Raw genomic sequence first — 19,925 nt, forward strand, 5'->3', positions numbered from 1 at the left:
TTACCGTGAAAGCTTGTCCGGGTCCGGTTCCTGATCGCCGATGTGGCCCGGCGCATTGGCGGCCAGCACGCGCTGGACGAACGCGCTGTATTCCTCCATGTAGTGCCGCAGGAACTTGGCCGTTGATTCATCCCGGATCCCGCCGTCTTCCCCGAAGACCTCGGGCTTGAACTGGATGTAGACCTCAGGGGCGTTGAGTTGGGGCGCATCCAGGAAGCTCAGCACGCTGCGCATGGAGGACTGCATCACGGCCGTGCCGATGCTGCCCGGCGAGGCGCCGATGATGCCGGTGGGCTTGCGTGCAAAAGAGTTGGTGCCCCAGGGCCGCGATGCCCAGTCGATGGCATTCTTGAGGGCCCCGGGGATGGAACGGTTGTATTCGGGGGACACAAAGAGGATGCCGTCGGAGGCCTCAATGGCTTCCTTGAGGGCACGTCCTTCCGGCGGGAAATCGGCGTCGTAATCGTAGCTGTAGAGCGGCAGGTCCTTGATGGGGATCTCGGTGAATTCCAGCTCTTCCGGCGCCAGTTTGACGAGCGCCCGGGCAAGCGTGCGGTTGATGGACCCTGTTGCCAGGCTCCCCACAAAGTATCCGATCCTAAACGATGCCATGCGATTGTTCCTTCCCAACAGCCGGCGGGCCGGCTGGCCAAAGAGTTTGGATGGGGCACGTGCCCCACCAGTCCAGCACAAAACCCCGGCCACAGCCATAGCCCGTTCCGGGGTTATTGACACCCCGCAGCCGGAGGCGCTGAATGATGAGGACGGCGCCATCCACCATGCACTCAGGGAGCATCTGCCATGAAGGACAAACCAGCAGCAGCGCAGCGGATCCACAGCGAGGCCCCGGCCGAAGGCGACGAAGCCGCGGGCGCCGAGGCAGCCGATTCAGCTGACATCCGGGTGCACTCGCAGGAACCAGCGGAAGGCCTCGACCCCGACGAGGAGTAACACCATGAGCAACAAAGTGGAGAAACGGATTGTGGTGGACGTGCCCGTAAGCACGGCCTACAACCAGTGGACGCAGTTCGAGGACTTCCCGCACTTCATGGACGGTGTGGAGAGCGTGACCCAGCTCAGCGATAACCGGCTGAAATGGGTGGCACGCATCGCCGGCGTCCGCCGCGAGTGGGAGGCAACCATCCTTGAGCGGGTGCCGGACCGCAGGTTGGCGTGGGCTTCCACCGGAGGTGCCACGAACGCCGGCGCCGTTGAATTCTCCGACGCCGGCGGGAACAGGACCGAGGTTGCCCTCACCCTCGAATACCTGCCCGAGGGAATGCTGGAAAGGGTTGGCGAACTGCTCCACGTGGTGGGCCGCCAGGCGGACCACGACCTCAAGAAATTCAAGAAGTTTATTGAACACGAGGGCCACGCCACCGGCGAGTGGCGGAAGGCGGTCCCCGGAGCAACGCAGGGCACCGCTGAAAGCCGGACGGGCAACCTGCCCCAGGAGTACAACCGGTTCGCACACCCGTTCGACCAGACCGGCGGCCTGGTGGATCTCATGGGCGAGTCCGACGGATCGGCAGAGGGCGAGGCCCACAGCCGGGCCGACCGAAGGGGCGTCAGGCGTGCCGACGGCACCCTGCCACCCCTCGGTGGCAGCCTGGGCGACCGCTAGCCCCAGGCCGGTACCAAGCCGCGGCCGCTAGTCCCAGGCCGGTACCAGCACCACCTCGTACTGCGTGGCCATGGTGTCGTTGAACTTGGCGTTTACAGCGGCCAGCGTGCTCCCGAACCGGGTGTTGCCGAAGAAGGCCACGGTGGTGGGGACTTTGAAGTCGAGGCTGGTGATGACCTTCCTGATTTCACCGGAGGCCAGATCGTCGGCGAGCCTGAAGCGGCTGATCTGGTTCGAGAAGTTCTGCACTGCCCAGAGCTGGTGGCCCCGGACCAGGATGCCGTCAACGTTGGGCACGTCCACGCCGGCAATGACAGCGGTTTCCCCGGACTCCGGGTCAACGGTGTAAAGCTTTCCGAAGCCGGAGTGACCAACGATCAGCACCCGGCCGTCATCCGCGGCAGCGATGCCGTTGAGGTTGAAGGAGCCGGCCAGTTCGGCGGCCGGACCCGTCAGCTTCAGCGTCCGGACCTTGCCCAGTTTGCCGTGCGAGCCTACGGGAACGAAGTAGAGCTCGGCGGCTGCCGAGTTGGTGAACCAGGCACCCTCGCCGGTGAGCGTGACATCGTTGATGAAGCCGGGGGCCAGGGTGTAGTCCTTGACGGGTTCGCCGGACGCAGTGTCATATACGTAGGCCTTGCCGGTGGTGCCGCCTGCCACAAACAGCAGGTCATTGCGGACGTCGGCTTTCATGCCGACGGCTGCCCGTTGGGTCATATCAAATTGGGAGACATCAATGAACAGTTCCGCCTTGCCGCTGCGGATGTCACCGCGGTAGATGTCGCCGAGCTGCAGGTCGCCTGCGTAGAAAGTGGTGCCCTCGCCGGCCGCGATCCCTTCGGCCGACGTGGCGCCGTCGAGCACAATGACTGAGTCTTCCGGAGGGGTAGCTGTCGCAGGGCCGACAGGGGCCAGCAACCCCATCACCGCGAAGAACACCATGGCGGTACGGCGCTGTACTTTTCCTGAATTCCGGGTTGTGCGGGCCATTTTGTTTTCCTTGATTCGGCTGATCCGCACAGGCCAACATGCGGCAGGCCCGCACGGTTGTCCTGCCAGTTTAAGCAACCTGCGGTGGGTCCCGCCAGAGCCCGAAGCCCCCTCCCTGCCCGGTCACACTCCGCCCTCCGGAGCACCCCGAAGGGCACCGGAGCGTGCACTCTGCTTACAATCGAAACCTCAACCGCCTACTGAGGGACCCATGAAGAAACTCGCCACCGCCCTGATCGCCGCCGGCCTCGTGCTTTCCGCCTCCGCGTGCACTGCGCCCACCAAACTCTCCACCACCCAAACCTGCGAGCGCGTCCAGGTTGTCCTGTCCAACCCGTCGAACGGCGGCGGCCAGACCAAGACCGGCCTTGTGCGCCTCGCCAACCAGATCCGGCCCATTGAGGCTGTCGCGTCCGACGACCTCAAGCCTGCGCTTGGGTCCCTGATCGAGTATGCCGATGAGGCTTCCAAGGAGAACCCGGACACGGCAAAGATCGCGGAGATGCAGGCTAACAACCAGGCAGCCAACACGGCGCTGTCCAACTTCTGCCGCTAGGCTCCCATCTGAACGCCCGACGGCGGCCGCCCGGCCGCCGTCGTCCGCCGGCCTGCTGACGCTGGTCCCGGGTGTCGATACCGCCCTGGTGCTCCGGTCCGCCATTGCCCGGTCCGGCCCGTTCGCCTTCGCCACCGCCCTGGGGATCACCACAGGACTGATGGCATGGGGAATCGCCGCGGCAGTAGGCGTATCCGCGCTCCTGGCCGCCTCGGAACTCGCCTACCGGATCCTGACGATGGCCGGGGCAGCCTACATGGTCTGGCTGGGCGCCTCCCTGCTCTGGAAGAGCCGCAGCAGAGGACCGGGCTCGGCGGAGGGTCCGGCCGCCGTCGGGCTCCCCCCGCCCTCCGGCCACCAGTTCCTCCGGGGCTGGCTCACCGGCACCGGCACCAACCTCCTCAACCCAAGGTGGGCGTTTTCTACATCGCCACCATCCCCCAGTTCAGCCCGCCCGGGACGTCCCCGCTGCTGATGGGCGTCCTGCTCGCCGGGGTGCATTGCGTCCTGGGCCTGGTGTGGCTGTCCGCCCTGATCGCCGGCACCGGCTTCGCCTCAAGATGGCTGAAGGACCGGCGCAGCGTCGGGATCATTGACCGGATCACGGGCACTGTCCTGGTCGGTTTCGGACTGAAGCTGGCCCTCGAACCGCGCCCTTGACGATGTGAGGTGCGCCTCGCTACGGCACGATCCAGGCCCCCCTGCCGTTTAAACCGGTGGCGGAAGGAGGCCACTTGCTTATTGTCCTGACTGGGATTGACGGTTCGGGGAAGTCCACGGCCGCCCGCGCCCTGGTGTCCAAGACCCGCGCCGACGGCAAGAAAGCCCTGCTGCTCAACAACCACGCCGGCAGGCGCAGCATGTCCGTGCTGGGCGAACGGCTGGGCCTGCGGTGGCCGCTCCGCCTTGCGGACGCCGTCGAGACAACAATCCGCGTCGCCAACGTGCTCGTGTCCCACGTACGGGCCAGCCGCTTCGACGGGCTGGTGGTGATGGACCGCCACCTGTACTGCCAGCTCGCGCTGCGCACCGCGAAGGGTCTGCCGCGAGGCCGGGTGCTGCCCTGGCTGCTGTCCCGGCTGCCGGCACCGGACGCCGTGGTGCACCTGGACATCGAGCCGGCGTCGGCCCGCCACCGCATCACGGCGCGCGGCACTGATACCGAGACCCTCGCTGACCTGGCCGCCCTCCGCGACGCGTACCGCGCCCTGCCTGAGTACCAGTACTTCCGCCGCGTCGACGCCAGCCAACCGCCGGCGGACGTGGTGGACTCGCTGGAGCACGTCGTGGGTGCGGAAGCCGCCGCGGCCGTCTGAGGCCGGAGCCCGTTTCAACCCGCGCAGGCTCAAATCAGCGCGTGCATGCCCCGGCTGCGCGGCCGGCCGAAGGACGCCGCCCCCAGGAACTCGATGGCGACGAACGGCTCGGAGCCGATGACCCATTCGTCGTGCCCGGGAGGCAGCGCGTACGTGTCATGGGCCCTGATAGTGGACCTCACGCCGTCGGACGTTTGAATCTCCAGCGAACCGGAGACGCAGTAGCCCAGATGGTTGTGTTCACAGAAGTCCGTCAGCTCTGTGGGCTTGGCGAACTCGGACCAACGCCAGCCGGGCGCAAGGATCAGCCGGGCCACCGAGTAATCGTCCACGGTGACAAGATCGAACTCGGCCTTGTCCGGGCAGCGCTTCTTGTCCGGGATGTCCAGGGACTTAACAGCCAGGGCTCTGATGAAATTTGCGGTCATTAGGACACAGCCTAGGAATGGTTCGCGGGCGAATTGGGGCAGGAACCACACCGTCAAGGGTGGCTAAGTGCGGGCGGCGACGTACTGCAGAGACCATTTCTGAGTATCTTTAACCGTATCCTTGCCGCCGCCGAAGTCAATGGAAAATGCATGACCTGCGGAATACTCCACATGACGCCCGAGTTGTCTGTAGAGCGGAAAGCCCGCTTCACTGGTTTTGCCTTTTAGCCGCCAGAGTCTCCCGAAGGAACGCCATGAGCAACCAACTGACCATCAAGCTTCAGCCAGGTACGCAGGCCCCGGAATTCACCCTCCAGGACGCCGCCGGCAAGGCAATCTCACTGTCCGACTACCGCGGCAAGAACGTCGTTGTGTACTTCTACCCGGCCGCGGCAACACCGGGCTGCACCACCGAGGCCTGCGATTTCCGCGATAGCCTCGCCTCCCTTCAGGGTTCCGGCTACGAAGTGCTGGGCATCTCCCCGGATGCCCCCGGGAAGCTGGCCGCCTTCACCGGCGACTTCAGCCTGACCTTCCCGCTCCTGTCCGACGAGGACCACGCCGTGGCCCTCGCCTATGGCGCCTGGGGTGAAAAGCTGGTGAACGGCGAGATCGTCGAAGGCCTCGTCCGGTCCACCGTAGTGGTGGACCCCCAAGGCAACGTTGCGCTGGCCCAGTACCAGGTCAAGGCACAGGGGCACGTCGCGGCCCTTCGGGAGACGCTCGGGGTCTAGCCCGGCCGGTTACAGGCAGCCGCGGATCGGAGGCAACCATGGCGATCGAGGTTCGCCCCGCCACGCTTTTTGACGATGTGCGGACAGTGGTGGGGCCCAAGCGGCCGGATGCCACCGTGTGCTGGTGCCTCAGCTACCGGATCCCGTCCAAGCAAAATTTGGAACTGCGCGGAACGGCCCGCGGGGACTTGATGCGGGAACTGGTGCGGCAGGATCCGCCGCCAGGGGTGCTTGCGTACGACGGCGACGACGTCGTGGGGTGGGCAGCCGTCCACCCGCGCGCCGATACCAGCTTTGCCCGCAACCGCAGGATTCCGCATGTGGACGACCTGGCTGTGTGGTCAATCTGGTGCATCAGGGTCCGGCCCGGTTTTCGGGGCAACGGCATCTCGCACCATCTGCTGGGGGGTGCCGTTGACCTGGCCCGCAGCTACGGCGCCCCTGCCGTCGAGGGCTACCCGGTGGACAACCAGGGCAGGAAAGTGGACCTCACCATGGCCTACGTGGGCACGCGCAGCCTCTTCGAGCGGGCAGGCTTTGTCAAGGCGGCCGACACCGATTCGGTGCTCAACGGATTCCCGCGGGTGCTGATGCGGCTGGACCTGCGCTGAGCGAGGTCAGGCGCTGAAGTCAGGGCTTCTTGCGCCAGTTATTGGGCCAGTCAGAGTCGATCGCCCATAAGGCCAGCAGGAGCGCGTCTATTGTCATTAGCCCAGCTAAGAGGTAAGCCCAACCTGTATACCAATGCACGGCATCTCCTGACTCGGTAACCCCCAGCCACTCGATGGTGGTAAGTCTGGCATGGATCAGGTCAGGAGGGAACGGCTACTTCAGGAGTGCCGTCAGGCGGCCGTGGATTTCGGTTTCCCGGTTAAGGAGCAGGGTGAGTTTTTCCACTTTTTCAGAAAGTTCAGCGCCCACCGCCAGCCGGTCCCCCGGCCAGCTCGATGCCTCCCACGACTCACCCAGTGCGTTGGCCAAGGACCGGGAAAGGGACCGAAGCTGCCAGGCATGGCTCAGGTAATGAACAGTGCTCCGGGGGCGGTGGCCCTGCTTCAGAAGCCGCCACGAGCCCGTCAGCCTGCCCCGCAGCCCGCTATCGGGTTCAGCTTTTTCCATAACCCTGCACCGTCCTCAGGCAAGCCGCGCGTTCCTCGAAGCTCTCCGTTGAAGCTCCTGCTTCGAGTGTGGCCAGTGACGCTCAAGGCCCCATCAAGGCGGGGCAAGTATTCCCACAAGACAAAGTCCTCCCGGTTGCCCTATCACTCCTGGTCCCCATCCGGCCGCGCTTTTTTAGCAACCAGACGTGATGGAGCATCGGGGGGAACTGGGGCATTCGGGGGAATGAGTAGGCTAGAAGGCATGTCTTCCGAAGAAACACCTGCCGAGCGCCGCGAGGTCACCGTCCGCCGGGCACCCAAATATGTGCCGTTCCTCATCCTCGGCGCACTCGTGGGCGTCGCCGTCGCCGCCGTCGTGGCGTACGCCCTCCCCGGTGACGAAAGCTTCGACCGCGGGGCGGTGTTCGGTTTTTTCCTGGTCATGTTCGGCGCCGGCGGCGCCATCCTGGGCGCGGTGGCTGCCCTCGTCCTGGACCGGCGGAGCGTCAAGCGCCAGGAACGCGCCGTCGTTGAGGCCGTCCCCGATTCCGAGCCCGACGACGGTACCGGCCAGTAGGTTCGGGGCAGGGAGTCACAAAAGCTGGCGCGGCCAAGTCTTACCCCATCTCGTGAGATAATCGACCAGTGGCACGCGGCGATGGAAAACTTTCTCATGATCTTCTCCCTGGCGAAAAAGGCCCTCAGGACGCTTGTGGCGTTTTCGGGGTCTGGGCACCAGGTGAAGAAGTAGCAAAACTAACCTATTACGGGCTGTATGCATTGCAGCACCGCGGTCAGGAGTCGGCTGGCATAGCCACCAGTGACGGTAAGCGGATCAACGTCTACAAGGACATGGGCCTCGTTTCCCAGGTGTTCGATGAGACCACGCTGAACACCCTGACCGGGCACCTGGCGGTGGGACACTGCCGCTACTCCACCACCGGAGCCAGCCACTGGGCCAACGCCCAGCCCACCCTTGGCGCCACCAGCACCGGCACCGTGGCCCTCGCGCACAACGGCAACCTGACCAACACGGCCGAGCTCAATGCCATGATCCAGGAACGCAACGGCGGCCAGCTCAGCGGCGAAATGAAGCAAGGCAACACCTCGGACACCGCCCTGGTGACCGCGCTTCTGGAAGGCGAAGAGGGCAAGACCCTCGAACAGACTGCCACCGAGCTCCTGCCCAAGATCAAGGGCGGCTTCTGCTTCGTCTTTATGGACGAAGGCACCCTCTACGCAGCACGAGACACCTACGGCATCCGCCCGCTGGTCCTCGGCCGGCTGGAGCGCGGCTGGGTTGTCGCCTCCGAACAGTCCGCCCTGGCCACCGTGGGCGCCAGCTTCATTCGTGAAATCGAACCCGGCGAATTCATCGCCATCGACGAGGACGGCGTGCGTTCCAAGCGTTTCGCGGAGCCGACGCCGGCGGGTTGCGTTTTCGAATACGTCTACCTTGCGCGCCCGGACGCCTCGATCTCCGGCCGCTCCGTGTACGAGTCCCGCGTGGAAATGGGCCGCCAGCTGGCCCGCGAAAATACCCAGGAAGCGGACATCGTCATCCCCGTGCCGGAGTCCGGCACCCCTGCCGCCGTGGGCTATGCCGAGGAATCGGGCATTCCGTTCGCGCACGGCTTCGTCAAGAACTCCTACGTGGGCCGGACGTTCATCCAGCCCTCACAGACGCTCCGCCAGCTGGGTATCCGGCTTAAGCTGAACGCCCTTGAATCCGTGATCCGCGGCAAGCGCGTTGTGGTGGTGGACGATTCGATCGTCCGCGGAAACACCCAGCGCGCCATCGTCCGTATGCTCCGGGAAGCCGGCGCCGCGTCCGTCCACATCAAAATTTCCTCGCCGCCGGTCAAGTGGCCGTGCTTCTACGGCATCGACTTCGCCTCCCGGGCGGAACTGATCGCCAACGGCGCCACCATCGAGGAAATCTCCCAGGCCATCGGCGCCGATTCGCTCGCCTACATTTCCGAAGACGGCATGATCGACGCCACCCGGCAGCCCCGCGAACGCCTCTGCACCGCCTGCTTCACCGGCAAGTACCCCATCGAGCTCCCCAGCTCGGACAAACTGGGCAAGAACCTGCTGGAGCGGACCGACCTCGGCGGCCTCACGCCGTCGGCCTCTGCCCTGCCCGGCGCCACGGCCGCCCTGTCCACGCCCGCCGTCGACGACCGCGAGGATCCGGCGGAGAAGGCCGGAGCCACGGGCTGCGACCCGGGACCGGACGCGGAGTTCGAGAATCTGCTCACCGAAGCTGACCTTGTGCCTGAGATCCACCACGAAGCCATCACCCCCGGCGCCGACAAGAAAGAGTCCGTATGACTTCCGCATCCCCCGCCGCCGGCAGCACCTCCGGGAACGCCGCAGGCATCACGTACGCCGCTGCCGGTGTTGACGTTGAGGCCGGCGACCGCGCCGTTGAGCTGATGAAGGGTGCCGTGAAGGCCACCCACAATTCCTCCGTCCTTGGCGGTGTGGGCGGCTTCGCCGGACTATACGACGTCTCGAAGCTGCTGACCTACAAGCGCCCGCTGCTGGCCACGTCCACCGACGGTGTGGGCACCAAGGTTGCCATCGCCCAGGCCATGGACATCCACGACACCATCGGCTTTGACCTGGTGGGCATGGTGGTGGACGACATCGTGGTGGTGGGTGCCGAGCCGCTCTTCATGACCGACTACATTGCCTGCGGCAAGGTTGTCCCGGAGCGCATCGCGGACATCGTCCGCGGCATCGCGGCCGCCTGTTCCGTGGCCGGCACTGCCCTGGTGGGCGGCGAAACCGCCGAGCACCCCGGCCTGCTGGGTGAGCAGGAATACGACGTCGCAGGTGCCGCCACCGGCGTTGTCGAAGCCTCCGAACTCCTCGGCCCGGAACGTGTCCGCGCCGGCGACGTCGTGATCGGCATGGCTTCCTCGGGCCTGCACTCCAACGGCTACTCCCTGGTCCGCCGCGTCATCAACCACGCCGGCTGGGCCCTGGACCGACAGGTCTCCGAACTCGGCCGCACGCTGGGCGAGGAACTGCTGGAACCCACCCGCGTCTATGCCGCCGACTGCCTGGACCTGGCCCGCGCCTTCCCGGTCAACTCGGCCAACGCTGTACACGGCTTCAGCCACGTCACCGGCGGCGGCCTGGCCGCCAACCTGGCCCGGGTCCTGCCGCAGGGCCTCGTGGCCACCGTTGACCGCGCCACCTGGGAACTGCCGGCCATCTTCAAGCTGGTCTCCGAGCTCGGCAACGTCCCGCTGGCCGACCTGGAGCGCACCCTGAACCTCGGTGTGGGCATGGTGGCCATCGTGTCCGCCGAAGCTGCCGATGCCGCGGTGGCGCGCCTCAACGACCGCGGCCTGCCGTCCTGGGTCATGGGCACCGTCACCGAGGATTCAGATTCGATCCTCAAGTCCGGCCCGGACTACGTCCAGGGCGCCAAGGGAGTGGACGGCGGCGCCGTCCGTTTGGTCAACGGCTACGCCTAGACCCCATCGCGTCTCATCGATTGCTCCGTAACGGCCGTTTTGAGTCATCAAAACGGCGTTTACGGAGCAGTCGATTGCTTTTGAAGGCTTGGTCTTAAACCTCCAGCAGGCTGAACTCGCCGCCTTGCGGATCCTTGAGGGTTGCCGTGGCGCCGGGTGTCTCGTCGTCGTCAGCCTCGGGTGCGACCAGCACCTCGGCACCGGCTGCCACAGCCTTCCGGACAGCGTCCGCCACGTCAGCGACCCCGAAGTAGATCTGCCACCGCGCAGGCGCCTCGGCCGCGACAATCCCGGCCACCTCTGCTCCGTTCACCATCAGCGTTGTGTAGGTCCCGCCGTCGTCCTGCGGGTACTCGGTCACCTCGTGGCCGAACAGCTGCTGGAAAAATCCGACGGCGGCCTGCGGCTCGGGCGTCAGCAGTTCCGTCCAGGAGAGGGCGCCCGGTTCGTTGTACCGGCCGGTGCCGGTGTGCGTTCCGGGCTGCCACACGCCGGTGGTCCCGCCGCCGGGCGGATCCACAAACACCATGACCCCGGTGTCCCCGATCTCCTCGGGGCCGAACTGCACGGCACCGCCGGCATGCGGAACTTCCTCGGCCAGCGCGCCGGCGTCCTCGGCCGCGAAGTAGATGTTCCACTGGGCGGCCGTACCCAGTGATTCCTGGTGCGGATTCTGCGGCGCAACGGTTGCCACCAGGTCCTCCCCCACGAAGGCCTGGGCGTAGCTGCGGCCGTCGGGCGTGGGCAGGTCCGTGAACGTCCAGCCGAACACCGCGGCATAGAACGCCTTGGCCGCTTCGACGTCCCGGGTCTGGACGTCAGCCCAGCACGGTTCGCCGTGACGGTAGCGCGGTGAGGGAGCATTCTCTGGCATTGGGGGTCCTTTCGCGGGCGGCACATCGCATCCAGACACCAGTCAACACCAAAAAGCCCGCCACCTGCACCGGATTCCGGTACAGGCAACGGGCCTGATAACTGAGGCCAACACCCGAGGGGTCCGAGTGGAACCAAGGTGCTGAAAAAGAAGCGCTGTACTAGCGAACAGATGGGTCGTCCGGTTGTACTGCGGCGTCACGGGGCAGGCCGCCTGCGGCAAACCTGCTGCGACAGCTAGCCGATCCGACGGGTGTGCACCTCGTCGTCGTCTTCTTCCAAATCTTCCGCGTACTTATCCACGTAAGCCGAATAGTCCGGTTCAACCGGGTCATTCGCGAAATGGCTCGTGGCAAGACCTTCACGACCCTTGAGCTCACGCTGAAGGGCCGAATAATCAGTGTTCGGGGAGTAGTACTTAATGTCCCGAGCCTGCTTGGTAGCTTTTGCCTTTTGACGGCCGCGCCCCATGGCGTGACCCCCTTTTGTACTCGGACCGGAGGTGGTCACCTTGGCTATCGGTGAGGCCCCGGAATGTTTGGTCAATTTGTCGTACACCTAGATTACATGCTTTCGGCGGCAGGTGCTTGCCAGCCTGTGCGTCGGAGCGCCCTATCCGGTACCCTTTCCGCGACGAACCGCGGGTTCCCGGCATTTTTGTTGGATAGAGTCTCTTCAAGAGCTGCCGGTCCGGGGTGCACGGAACGGCACCCCGACGAGGTGAAATCCAGGAGGGTATCCGGATGGACAACCAGGAACAACGTCCCATCCCACCCAAACCTGCTGCCCCGCCCGCAGCCGGTTTGGCGCAGGTGGCGGCCCAGCCGGCTCCGGCAGAACCTTCCCCGCAGAAGCACCGTCGGGCCGCGTCCATCCTGCTGAAGGCTGTGTTCGCATTGGTTCTGATTGGAGTTGTGGTGGCCCTGGTGTGGCTCGCCGACCGGCTGGGTTCCGAACCAGCCGCCCCGCCCGGCGACCCCGGTTCCGTTGTCGTGGAGATCTCCCCCACACCCCTGCCGACCCCGCTCGCGTTGCCGCGGGAGGGTGTGACGCCGCCCGACTACCGCTTGGGGGACTGCTATAAGGATTTTGACCCCGCGGCCCTCCGGTCAACGGTGGTGGCCTGCGATACCGGCCACTCCGCCCAGTTGGTGGCCGTGTTCCGCTACCCGGCCAAAGATTCCTACCCGGGCCGGGAAGCCCTCGCCGCCAAGGCCTTGGAAGCCTGCCGGGCGGTCAAGCTGGCGCCGGCAGCCGACGCCTACACGCTGAACTTCCAGCGCGCTTATCCCAGCGGCACCAGCTGGGATTCCGGTGACCGCAGGGTGGACTGCTACGTGACGGCCGACGGCGGGAACGTCATCAACGCCAGCGTGCTCCCCTGAGCCTCCAAGGGAGCACCACGGAGGGGTGCCGGCACTAGCGCGTACGCGGGCAGGGGGCGGACAATTGGAGCACTCTGCAGTGTCCGTTCGGAGCCGTCATGCGCAGTTCATCAGGCTGGCTAAAAAAACACAGGCTTCCGGCCTTCTTTGTCCTGACCTACGCAATTTCCTGGGCATCGTGGCCCGCATACGCGTCAGGGCTGATTCCCCGCATGGAATTTTTGCCCGTCGGCCCGCTTGCTGCGGCCATTATCGTCATCGCTCTCGCCGAAGGCCGCGCCGGTTTCCGCACCTGGGGACGGCGGCTCCTCCGCTGGCGCGTCGGGTGGGTCTGGTACGCCGTTGCACTGCTGTTCCCGGCCGCCTTTGTCCTGATCACGGGGCTCATCACGATGGCGCTCGGGGCCTCTGCCCCGGGCCTCGGGCAGCTGACATGGAGCGGGCTGCTGACCGTCTTCGCCGTCCGGCTGGTCAACCCGCTGGACGGGCCGTTGGGCGAGGAGCCCGGTTTCCGCGGCTACGCGCTCCCGCTGCTGCAGGCTGCCCGTCCTCCGCTGCTGTCCGCAGCCATCCTCGGCGTCCTGGTTGCCCTCTGGCACGTGCCGCTGGTCCTCTTTGGCGGGCTGAGCCTGATCGGCTTGCCGACGACGTTCGCCATCACGTTCCTCTACGTGTGGCTCTTCAACCGCACAGGCGGCAGCGTCCTGTTGACGTACCTGTTCCACAACAGCCAAGGCACTTTCACGGTGGGTTCCGTCGGCTTTGCCGCCGCCGACGCCGGACGCGCGGAGCTGATCTACTTCGCGGTGGTCGTTCTCGCGGTTCTGGCCACCATGACGCTGGACCGCAGGGCCTGGCGCAAGGCACCCCGCCCTGCCACCGCCGTCGGGCGCTTCTCCCTGAGGAGGGAGCAATGACATCACCACTCGCTAAAGCTGCCGGACCTATCGCAGTGGTGTCCGGCGTCGTTTTCGCCGCTGTTGACGTGGCCCGCCTGCTCGCCGCCGACCGGAGCCGCGAACGGATCGACATGATGCGGCAGACGCCTTTCATAGCAGCCAACGCCCTGTACTGGGTGGTGTTCATCGGGCTTGTCCTGGCCCTGGTGGCCGTCTACTTCAGGCTCGGCGGCCGGGCGGGGGGACTGGGGGCAGTTGCATTCTGTTTCGCACTGGTGGGCACCCTGGACATGGCGGGCAACATGTGGTTTGACGGCTTTGCCGGCCCCTGGATCGCCGACGTCGCGCCCGGTGCCATCCTGGCCGGCGGCTCGGGAATGCTGGCGGTGGGCGGGCTGTCCAGCTACGTGCTTTTCGCCGCGGGCTGGATCGTCTTTGGCATCGCCGGCTGGCGTTCACACATGTTCCCGGCGTGGATCGGCCTGCTGTTCGTTGTCGCAGGCCTCCTAGGCTACAACGCCGGGCTGCCGCCCTACGGGATCCCCATCGGCTTGGCCATGGCCGTCCTGGGGTGGTGGATCATCCGCACTGGAGCGCCTGCGGCGCACAACCGACCGGCGTCGTAACGCCCGGGATGGCACTTGGCAGCAGAATGGGATCATGGAATTCAACCGGCTGCTGCAGATCCGGCGCATCTACGCACAGCCAGCCGCTCTAGAGCTTCCCAGGGGCAAGGAGATCATCGAGCGCTGGCCGGATGCCGACGTCGTGCTTGTCGATAATCACTGGAACATCCCGGAGGTGCACGGTGATGAGACGAACGTGCCCCGCTGGTCCCGGATCAAGACCGAGGCGCTGGTGCTTGGCGTCAAGAAGGCGCTGACCATCCAGCCGAACGGCCGGTCCGCGGACTTCATTGCGCCCTCCACCGCGAACGGCTGCGCCATGGCCTGCGCCTACTGCTACGTGCCCCGGCACAAGGGGTACAGCAACCCGGTTACGGTGTTCGCGAACATCGACCAGATTGCCGCGGCCCTCGAGCGGCATGCCACGCGCCAGGGCATAAAGCTCGAGCCCAACCAGTGCGATCCTGCACTGTGGATCTACGACATCGGCGAAAACAGCGACTGCTCCGTCGACGCGCTGATCAGTGACAACGTGGAGGATCTCGTCACGCTCTTCCGGGACCTGCCAACCGCCAAACTGTCCTTTGCCACCAAGTACGTGAACCAGGCCATGCTCGGCTGGGACCACGGCGGTCACACCAGGATCCGCTTTTCGCTGATGCCCGCGGACCTGGCGAAATCGATTGACGTCCGGACCTCGCCGGTGGCTGGACGCATGGCGGCGATCAACGACTTCGTCGATGCCGGGTACGAGGTACACGTGAACTTCTCCCCTGTCATCATCACGGGCACCTGGCTCAAGGATTGGGAGGAGCTGCTGCGCCAACTCGATGCCACCCTGACCGCCGCCGCAAAGGCCCAACTCGCGGCAGAAGTCATCTTCCTGACCCACAACGAGCGGCTCCACGAGGTCAACCTGGGGTGGCATCCGCAGGCCGAAAATGTACTGTGGCGTCCGGACCTCCAGGAATCGAAGGTCTCCTCCAACGGCTTCACCAACGTCCGTTACCGCTCGGGAACCAAGGCCCGTTATGTGCGGCAGCTGACCGCGCTTATTGCGGAGATCGCGCCCTACTGCCGCATCCGCTACGCCTTCTGAGGTATTTGGCGCCGCGCTAGACTGGATCATGATCGGTGCCCGCGCCCGTTTTCCGGCCTGGCTCGTTGCCCTGGCGATTCTCCTCGGTGCCTGCGCGCCCGCGATCCGTCTCGACGCCGTCGCGACCGGTCAGCCTACCTCCGCCATCTCCTCGGTGCCGTCAGCCGCGGATGGGACCGCCGCGGCCCCGCAGCAGACCACGCTCCCCGCACCAGCCCCCGGCCCCGCGTCGGTTCCCACGCCAGCGCCGGCGCCTCAGGCGTTCGCCCTCAACCTCTACCAGGAGGGGGACTTCGTGCCGCAGTACACCTTCGACTGGTGTGTTGCGGCGAGCATCCAGATGGCGCACAACCTCATCGATGACACCGGCGGCGGCACGTGGACCGCTAGCGCTCACCAGGGCGAGCTGTGGGAGATGGCCCGGGCACGGTCGTCCAACTCGTTCAATGGTGCCAACCCGTTCGGCTGGGCGCAGGTGCTGACCGAGGTCGGGATGGGCCCATACAAGGTGGTCAGCATCGCCGACTATGGGGACGCGCTGCGGACCGCGGCGCGCGCCATCGCGGACACGGACCGGCCGGTTGGGCTGGTCATGTGGAGCGGCCGCCACGCGTGGGTGATGAGCGGGTTTGAGTCGCTCGGCGATCCCGCCCAATTCCCCGAGTTCACGGTCACCGGCATCCGCGTCCAGGATCCGCTCTACCCTTACGGCAGCGGGCAGTGGGGACCGTCACCCGCGCCGAACAGCCTGCTTACCCCCGAGCAGTTGGCAACGCAGTTCGTGGCCCGCGAGCCGCGACGCTGGAGCAGCGATCTGCCAACCGGCTACCTGCTGGTACTGCCGACCGCCCCGGCCTGATCAGGCCGGGGCGTGTGCCGGCTCCCGGTCACCGCAGGGGGTCGAAGGCGCGGATCTCGTCCGGAATGTGCCCGGTGGCGATCTGCTCGGCCAGCAGTTTGCCGGTGGCCGGTCCAAGCACAACACCCCACATGCCGTGCCCGCCGGCGACGTAGACCCCGGGGGAACGGGTCGCGCCGACCACCGGCAGCCCGTCAGGCGTCACCGGACGGGCCCCCACCCAAATGTCCTCGAGGTTCTCCAGATCCATGTTGGTGAACAGCGGCCGCACCGAGGCGAGGATGGCGTCAATGCGTCCCGTCTGCAATGGCTCGTCCGGACCGCGGAACTCCATGGTGCCGGCAATCCGAAGCCGGCCCTGGTATGGCGTGCACGCCACCCGGCGGGCCGGGAAGTAGATGGGGAACTCGGCGGGATCGTCCGTGGCGACACTGAAGGAATAGCCGCGGCCGGCCTGGATCCGGCTCTTCACGCCGAGCGGCTTGGCCAGCGCCGGCAGCCAGGCTCCGGTGGCCAGCACCACGACGTCGGCGTCAACGGGCTCCTGCCCATAGCTCTCCACGGAGATCCCCTGCGGGCCGTGACGCAATGAGCGCACTTCCATGCCGGTCAGGATTTTTCCGCCGCGGGCCTGCACCGCATCGGCCAGGGCCTGAACAAACGGCCCGGGTTCGATGAAGCGCTGCTCCTCCATTTCGTAGACCGTTGAAACGCCGGCGGAGAGCTGCGGCACCTTGAGCTGCGGATTGTCCAGGCGCGTGAGCGGCACCTTCTGCCCGGCCTTCTCCACCTGCCGGATCTCGTGGATGAACGGCCGGCTTTCCTTTTCCCGCTCGAATCCGATGACAAAGGGTCCCTTCCGCGTCCACGCGTCCACGCCGCCGGAAGTCAGCTCATCGAAGGCGTCCAGGGCCATCCGGTCGATCGGCGTCAGCGCAGCCATGGCCTTGCCCCAGGCCCTGGCAGTGGCGTGCAGGCCGAAGCGTGCCAGGAACGCCCACAGCTTCGGATCCAGCCGCGCCGGGATATGCAGCGGCGCAGTAGCATCAAGCAGTGCCTTCGGGGCGTAGGACCACAGGGTCGGATCAGCCAGCGGCATGGCCATGCCTGGCGTGAGCCAGCCGGCGTTGCCCCACGAGGCGCCGGCGGCAACGGCGGAGCGCTCGAGGACTGTCACCTCGATGCCGCGTTCCTGCAGATGCCAGGCCGTAGCCAGGCCAACCATTCCAGCACCGACAACGACGGCGGTGCGCGGCGACTGTGCGCGTGAATACATTCCACTCTCCCTCAACCATGACGCATGCCACATGGCATTGGCTTCAGTCTGAAGAATGTAAAAACGAACCTCAATTGATTCGGCAATCATTCTGGGCAAAGCTGTGATTATGCCAATTCATTCAGAAAAGATCGGACGTTTGTCGCCGGAACCGAAGAACGGTCGGCACCCGGTTCTGGACGAAACGGACCACCTCATCATCCAGATGCTGCAGGCCGACGCGCGGATGCCGAACAATGCCATCGCCGCTGCTGCGGGCATCGCCCCCTCCACCTGCCACGGCCGGATCCGCTCCCTTCAGGAGCGGGGCATCATCCGCGGCTTCCACGCGGATGTGGATCCGGCGGCAGTAGGGCGGGGACTGCAGGCCCTGATCGCCATCCGGCTGCATGCCCATGCGCGGTCCAACCTCACGGAGTTCGAAAAATATCTGGCCGGGCTGCCCGCCGTCGAGAGCATCTTCTTCGTCACGGGAGACCGGGATTTTCTCATTCACGTCGCTGTGACTGATTCGGCCGCGCTCCGTGACCTGGTGGCAGCCAACCTCAGCCTCAGGCCGGAAGTGGCGGGGACGAATACCACCGTGATTTTTGAATACTTGCGACCGACCGACAGATCGCCCGCTGCCTGATCGCGTCTCCGGCGTTGCTTCAAGGCAGGCGACGCCGTTACCAGCCTCCGCGCGTGGGAGTGTGTCCCTTTCGGGCATCGTCGGGCATTGCCATTTCCGCCCGCAGCCCCAGGAGCCGGATAGGGCGGTCCGGTTCGATTGCGGTTGCGAGGTCCAGGGCCCGCGCGAGGATTTCGTTCCGGTCGAAGGTCTCTGGGATCTTCCTGGCGTGGGTTGTCGTGGAGAATGGCGCGTACCGGATCTTGAGAGTCAGCCCGACCACGGGCCGGCCTTCGGCCACAACATCCTCCAGGACACGCGCTGTCAGGTCCCTGACGGCGTCGTCCACCTGGGCGGGCTCGGTCAGGTCCTGCTGAAAGGTGGTTTCCCGGCTATGCCCGCGGGCCACCCACGGGGTGTCGTCGACGACGCTGGCGCCATCCCCGCGTCCCAATTCCGCGTACCAGGGACCCATCCTGGGCCCAAATTCCGGGACCAGGTCCTGGGGGTCTGCCGCAGCGAGCTGGGCGACGGTGCTGATGCCGAGTTTGGCCAGCCGGCCCGACACTTTGGTTCCGACGCCCCACAGGTCCTTGGTGGGGCGGTGGCCCATGACCTCCAGCCAGTTCCCGGCAGTGAGCCGGAAGACGCCGGCCGGCTTGCCGAAGCCGGTGGCGACCTTGGCCCGGACCAGGGTGTCGCCGATGCCCACGCTGCAGTGCAGCCGTGTTTGCTCCAGGACAGCGGCCTGCACCTGCCGTGCATAGGCTTCCGGATTTTCTGTCTCGGTGCCGATAAAGGCTTCGTCCCAGCCGAGCACCTGCACGGTGGCGCCCGGCTGCGCGCGCAGGGTAGCCATCACCGTTTCAGAGGCCGCGAGATAAGCCTCGTGATCAACGGGCAGGACCACGGCGTCAGGCACTTTCCGGACCGCAATGCGCAAGGGCATTCCGGAACCCACGCCGAACGCCCTGGCTTCATAGGAGGCGGTCGACACCACAGCCCGTTCCGTCGGGTCGCCCCGGCCGCCGACAATGACCGGTTTGCCCGCAAGCTCCGGCCGCCGGAGCACTTCGACCGCGGCGATGAATTGGTCGAGATCGACATGCAGCACCCACGGGATTCCGCTCACGCCACCAGTCTGCCCTAAACATCCCTGGCAAGCATCGTGCCCTGCTGCGCCACCAGGGCGGCGAAAGTTGACTTTTCAACCATTAGTGGCAGAATAGATGCATACGCATATAGATGCGCACCGCGGAACATCGACACAACCGTGCCCGCGAAATCGCTTAGAGATTGGACTGACTCATGCAACTCGAGAACAAGGTCGCATTCATCACCGGCGGCGGATCGGGGCTCGGCCTCGCGACCGCAAAGACCTTCCTTGCCGAAGGCGCGAAGGTCATGATCTTCGACTACAACCCCAAGTCGCAGGAAGTGGCCGACGAGATCGGCGCGAAGTTCGTCCAGGGCGATGTCTCGAAGGCCGAAAGCGTTGAGGCCGCCGTCGCCAAGACGGTCGAGGAATTCGGCAGCCTCGACATTGCCGTCGCCTCGGCGGGTGTCGGCGGCGAGGGCGACGTTGTCACCTCGACCGTGGAAAACTGGGAGCGCACCAACGGCATCGACTACTCAGGCGTGTTCTACACCAACAAGTACGCCATCGAGCAGCTCCTCAAACAGGGCAACGGCGGCGTGGTGGTTAACCTCGCGTCGATGTTCGGCCTCGTGGCCGTCTCGAACAACATCGCTTACTCGGCTTCGAAGGGCGGCGTTGTGAACATGACCCGCGCCGCCGGGACGATGTACGCGAAGGAGGGCATCCGTGTGAACGCGGTGGCCCCGGGCGTCATCCGTACCCCGCTCATCGACGAACAGACCCTCGAGCAGTATGCAAACCTGCACCCGGCCGGACGCGTCGGTGAGGCGCAGGAAGTTGCCGACCTCATCACCTTCCTGGCGAGCGACAAGGCGAAGTTCATCACGGGCGCCACCATTCCGATCGACGGCGGCTACACGGCCGTCTAGCCGAAGCCCGCACCTCACGAAAGCGCCCCCT

Annotated in this window: 24 protein-coding genes and 1 pseudogene; 17 read left to right on the top strand and 8 right to left on the bottom strand. The window is 65.7% G+C overall.

The genetic code is table 11. The annotated features are described in order from the left end of the window. The gene (locus tag IAQ70_RS18980; protein ID WP_190991140.1) at positions 1-612 is read right to left on the bottom strand and encodes an NADPH-dependent FMN reductase; all 612 of its coding nucleotides are present in this window, start codon (positions 610-612) and stop codon (positions 1-3) included. 189 nt (positions 613-801) lie between these two features. Between IAQ70_RS18980 and IAQ70_RS18985 the strand changes: the two genes are divergently transcribed. Then, positions 802-951: a hypothetical protein gene (locus IAQ70_RS18985; RefSeq protein ID WP_190991141.1), complete on the top strand. Its 150-nt coding sequence runs from the start codon at positions 802-804 to the stop codon at positions 949-951. Positions 952-955: 4 nt separating this feature from the next. After that, positions 956-1,624, top strand: a complete 669-nt coding sequence (locus tag IAQ70_RS18990) for an SRPBCC family protein (RefSeq protein WP_190991143.1) — start codon at positions 956-958, stop codon at positions 1,622-1,624. A 27-nt stretch (positions 1,625-1,651) separates the two neighbouring features. On the opposite strand, the gene IAQ70_RS18995 is transcribed toward IAQ70_RS18990, so the two are convergent. Next, positions 1,652-2,614: an SMP-30/gluconolactonase/LRE family protein gene (locus tag IAQ70_RS18995; protein ID WP_223860369.1), complete on the bottom strand. Its 963-nt coding sequence runs from the start codon at positions 2,612-2,614 to the stop codon at positions 1,652-1,654. A 211-nt stretch (positions 2,615-2,825) separates the two neighbouring features. On the opposite strand from IAQ70_RS18995, the gene IAQ70_RS19000 reads away from it, so the two are divergent. The 3 genes and pseudogenes from IAQ70_RS19000 (at position 2,826) to IAQ70_RS19010 (ending at position 4,486) form a co-directional block, all read left to right on the top strand. After that, complete coding sequence (locus tag IAQ70_RS19000; RefSeq protein ID WP_190991145.1) at positions 2,826-3,170, top strand: hypothetical protein; 345 nt, start codon at positions 2,826-2,828, stop codon at positions 3,168-3,170. Next, positions 3,073-3,830: pseudogene (locus IAQ70_RS19005) on the top strand (LysE family translocator). Before IAQ70_RS19000 ends, IAQ70_RS19005 begins: the two are co-directional and overlap by 98 nt. 74 nt (positions 3,831-3,904) lie before the next feature. Beyond that, positions 3,905-4,486, top strand: coding sequence for an AAA family ATPase (locus IAQ70_RS19010; RefSeq protein ID WP_190991147.1), 582 nt, complete (start codon positions 3,905-3,907; stop codon positions 4,484-4,486). A gap of 29 nt (positions 4,487-4,515) precedes the next feature. Here the strand turns inward: IAQ70_RS19010 and IAQ70_RS19015 are convergent, their stop codons facing one another. After that, complete coding sequence (locus IAQ70_RS19015) at positions 4,516-4,914, bottom strand: cupin domain-containing protein (protein ID WP_190991148.1); 399 nt, start codon at positions 4,912-4,914, stop codon at positions 4,516-4,518. A gap of 254 nt (positions 4,915-5,168) precedes the next feature. On the opposite strand from IAQ70_RS19015, the gene bcp reads away from it, so the two are divergent. Both bcp and IAQ70_RS19025 read left to right on the top strand, forming a co-directional pair. Beyond that, positions 5,169-5,648: a thioredoxin-dependent thiol peroxidase gene (bcp, locus tag IAQ70_RS19020; RefSeq protein WP_190991151.1), complete on the top strand. Its 480-nt coding sequence runs from the start codon at positions 5,169-5,171 to the stop codon at positions 5,646-5,648. 38 nt (positions 5,649-5,686) lie between these two features. Next, positions 5,687-6,259 (top strand): GNAT family N-acetyltransferase, encoded by a 573-nt coding sequence (locus tag IAQ70_RS19025; protein WP_190991153.1) that lies wholly within the window; start codon positions 5,687-5,689, stop codon positions 6,257-6,259. 214 nt (positions 6,260-6,473) lie between these two features. Here the strand turns inward: IAQ70_RS19025 and IAQ70_RS19030 are convergent, their stop codons facing one another. Then, positions 6,474-6,767, bottom strand: a complete 294-nt coding sequence (locus tag IAQ70_RS19030) for a hypothetical protein (protein WP_190991155.1) — start codon at positions 6,765-6,767, stop codon at positions 6,474-6,476. Between the two features lie 243 nt (positions 6,768-7,010). Between IAQ70_RS19030 and IAQ70_RS19035 the strand changes: the two genes are divergently transcribed. The 3 genes from IAQ70_RS19035 (at position 7,011) to purM (ending at position 10,239) form a co-directional block, all read left to right on the top strand. Then, a complete protein-coding gene (locus IAQ70_RS19035) occupies positions 7,011-7,325 on the top strand; it encodes a hypothetical protein (protein ID WP_190991157.1) in 315 nt (104 codons plus the stop codon). Positions 7,326-7,393: 68 nt separating this feature from the next. Beyond that, positions 7,394-9,082, top strand: a complete 1,689-nt coding sequence (gene purF, locus IAQ70_RS19040; RefSeq protein WP_190991159.1) for an amidophosphoribosyltransferase — start codon at positions 7,394-7,396, stop codon at positions 9,080-9,082. After that, positions 9,079-10,239, top strand: coding sequence for a phosphoribosylformylglycinamidine cyclo-ligase (gene purM, locus IAQ70_RS19045; RefSeq protein ID WP_190991161.1), 1,161 nt, complete (start codon positions 9,079-9,081; stop codon positions 10,237-10,239). The genes purF and purM overlap by 4 nt, the downstream gene beginning before the upstream one ends. A 94-nt stretch (positions 10,240-10,333) precedes the next feature. On the opposite strand, the gene IAQ70_RS19050 is transcribed toward purM, so the two are convergent. Both IAQ70_RS19050 and IAQ70_RS19055 read right to left on the bottom strand, forming a co-directional pair. Next, entirely contained in the window at positions 10,334-11,113 is a 780-nt protein-coding gene (locus tag IAQ70_RS19050; protein ID WP_190991164.1) for a VOC family protein, read from the bottom strand. A 236-nt stretch (positions 11,114-11,349) separates the two neighbouring features. After that, a complete protein-coding gene (locus IAQ70_RS19055) occupies positions 11,350-11,583 on the bottom strand; it encodes a DUF3073 domain-containing protein (RefSeq protein ID WP_190991276.1) in 234 nt (77 codons plus the stop codon). Positions 11,584-11,855: 272 nt separating this feature from the next. Here IAQ70_RS19055 and IAQ70_RS19060 point away from each other — a divergent pair, with 272 nt between their 5' ends. The 5 genes from IAQ70_RS19060 (at position 11,856) to IAQ70_RS22900 (ending at position 15,980) form a co-directional block, all read left to right on the top strand. Continuing rightward, complete coding sequence (locus IAQ70_RS19060) at positions 11,856-12,497, top strand: septum formation family protein (RefSeq protein WP_190991166.1); 642 nt, start codon at positions 11,856-11,858, stop codon at positions 12,495-12,497. Positions 12,498-12,709: 212 nt separating this feature from the next. Next, positions 12,710-13,414 (top strand): CPBP family intramembrane glutamic endopeptidase, encoded by a 705-nt coding sequence (locus tag IAQ70_RS19065; RefSeq protein WP_190991168.1) that lies wholly within the window; start codon positions 12,710-12,712, stop codon positions 13,412-13,414. Continuing rightward, the gene (locus IAQ70_RS19070; protein WP_190991169.1) at positions 13,411-14,022 is read left to right on the top strand and encodes a hypothetical protein; all 612 of its coding nucleotides are present in this window, start codon (positions 13,411-13,413) and stop codon (positions 14,020-14,022) included. The genes IAQ70_RS19065 and IAQ70_RS19070 overlap by 4 nt, the downstream gene beginning before the upstream one ends. A 34-nt stretch (positions 14,023-14,056) precedes the next feature. Continuing rightward, positions 14,057-15,121, top strand: a complete 1,065-nt coding sequence (locus IAQ70_RS19075; RefSeq protein WP_190991172.1) for a spore photoproduct lyase family protein — start codon at positions 14,057-14,059, stop codon at positions 15,119-15,121. Between the two features lie 295 nt (positions 15,122-15,416). Then, a complete protein-coding gene (locus IAQ70_RS22900; RefSeq protein WP_317983711.1) occupies positions 15,417-15,980 on the top strand; it encodes a hypothetical protein in 564 nt (187 codons plus the stop codon). A gap of 28 nt (positions 15,981-16,008) precedes the next feature. Here IAQ70_RS22900 and IAQ70_RS19085 read toward each other — a convergent pair whose 3' ends face one another. Further along, positions 16,009-17,256 (bottom strand): NAD(P)/FAD-dependent oxidoreductase, encoded by a 1,248-nt coding sequence (locus tag IAQ70_RS19085; RefSeq protein WP_190991174.1) that lies wholly within the window; start codon positions 17,254-17,256, stop codon positions 16,009-16,011. A gap of 109 nt (positions 17,257-17,365) precedes the next feature. Between IAQ70_RS19085 and IAQ70_RS19090 the strand changes: the two genes are divergently transcribed. Continuing rightward, on the top strand, positions 17,366-17,887 hold the full coding sequence (locus IAQ70_RS19090; protein WP_190991176.1) for an Lrp/AsnC family transcriptional regulator: 522 nt from the start codon (positions 17,366-17,368) through the stop codon (positions 17,885-17,887). Positions 17,888-17,924: 37 nt separating this feature from the next. On the opposite strand, the gene IAQ70_RS19095 is transcribed toward IAQ70_RS19090, so the two are convergent. Beyond that, on the bottom strand, positions 17,925-18,998 hold the full coding sequence (locus tag IAQ70_RS19095; protein ID WP_456154049.1) for a DNA polymerase IV: 1,074 nt from the start codon (positions 18,996-18,998) through the stop codon (positions 17,925-17,927). Positions 18,999-19,174: 176 nt separating this feature from the next. Here IAQ70_RS19095 and IAQ70_RS19100 point away from each other — a divergent pair, with 176 nt between their 5' ends. After that, complete coding sequence (locus IAQ70_RS19100) at positions 19,175-19,894, top strand: SDR family NAD(P)-dependent oxidoreductase (protein WP_190991178.1); 720 nt, start codon at positions 19,175-19,177, stop codon at positions 19,892-19,894. Positions 19,895-19,925 lie beyond the last annotated feature (31 nt).

Source organism: Pseudarthrobacter sulfonivorans (assembly GCF_014712225.1).
GTDB lineage: Bacteria > Actinomycetota > Actinomycetes > Actinomycetales > Micrococcaceae > Arthrobacter > Arthrobacter sulfonivorans.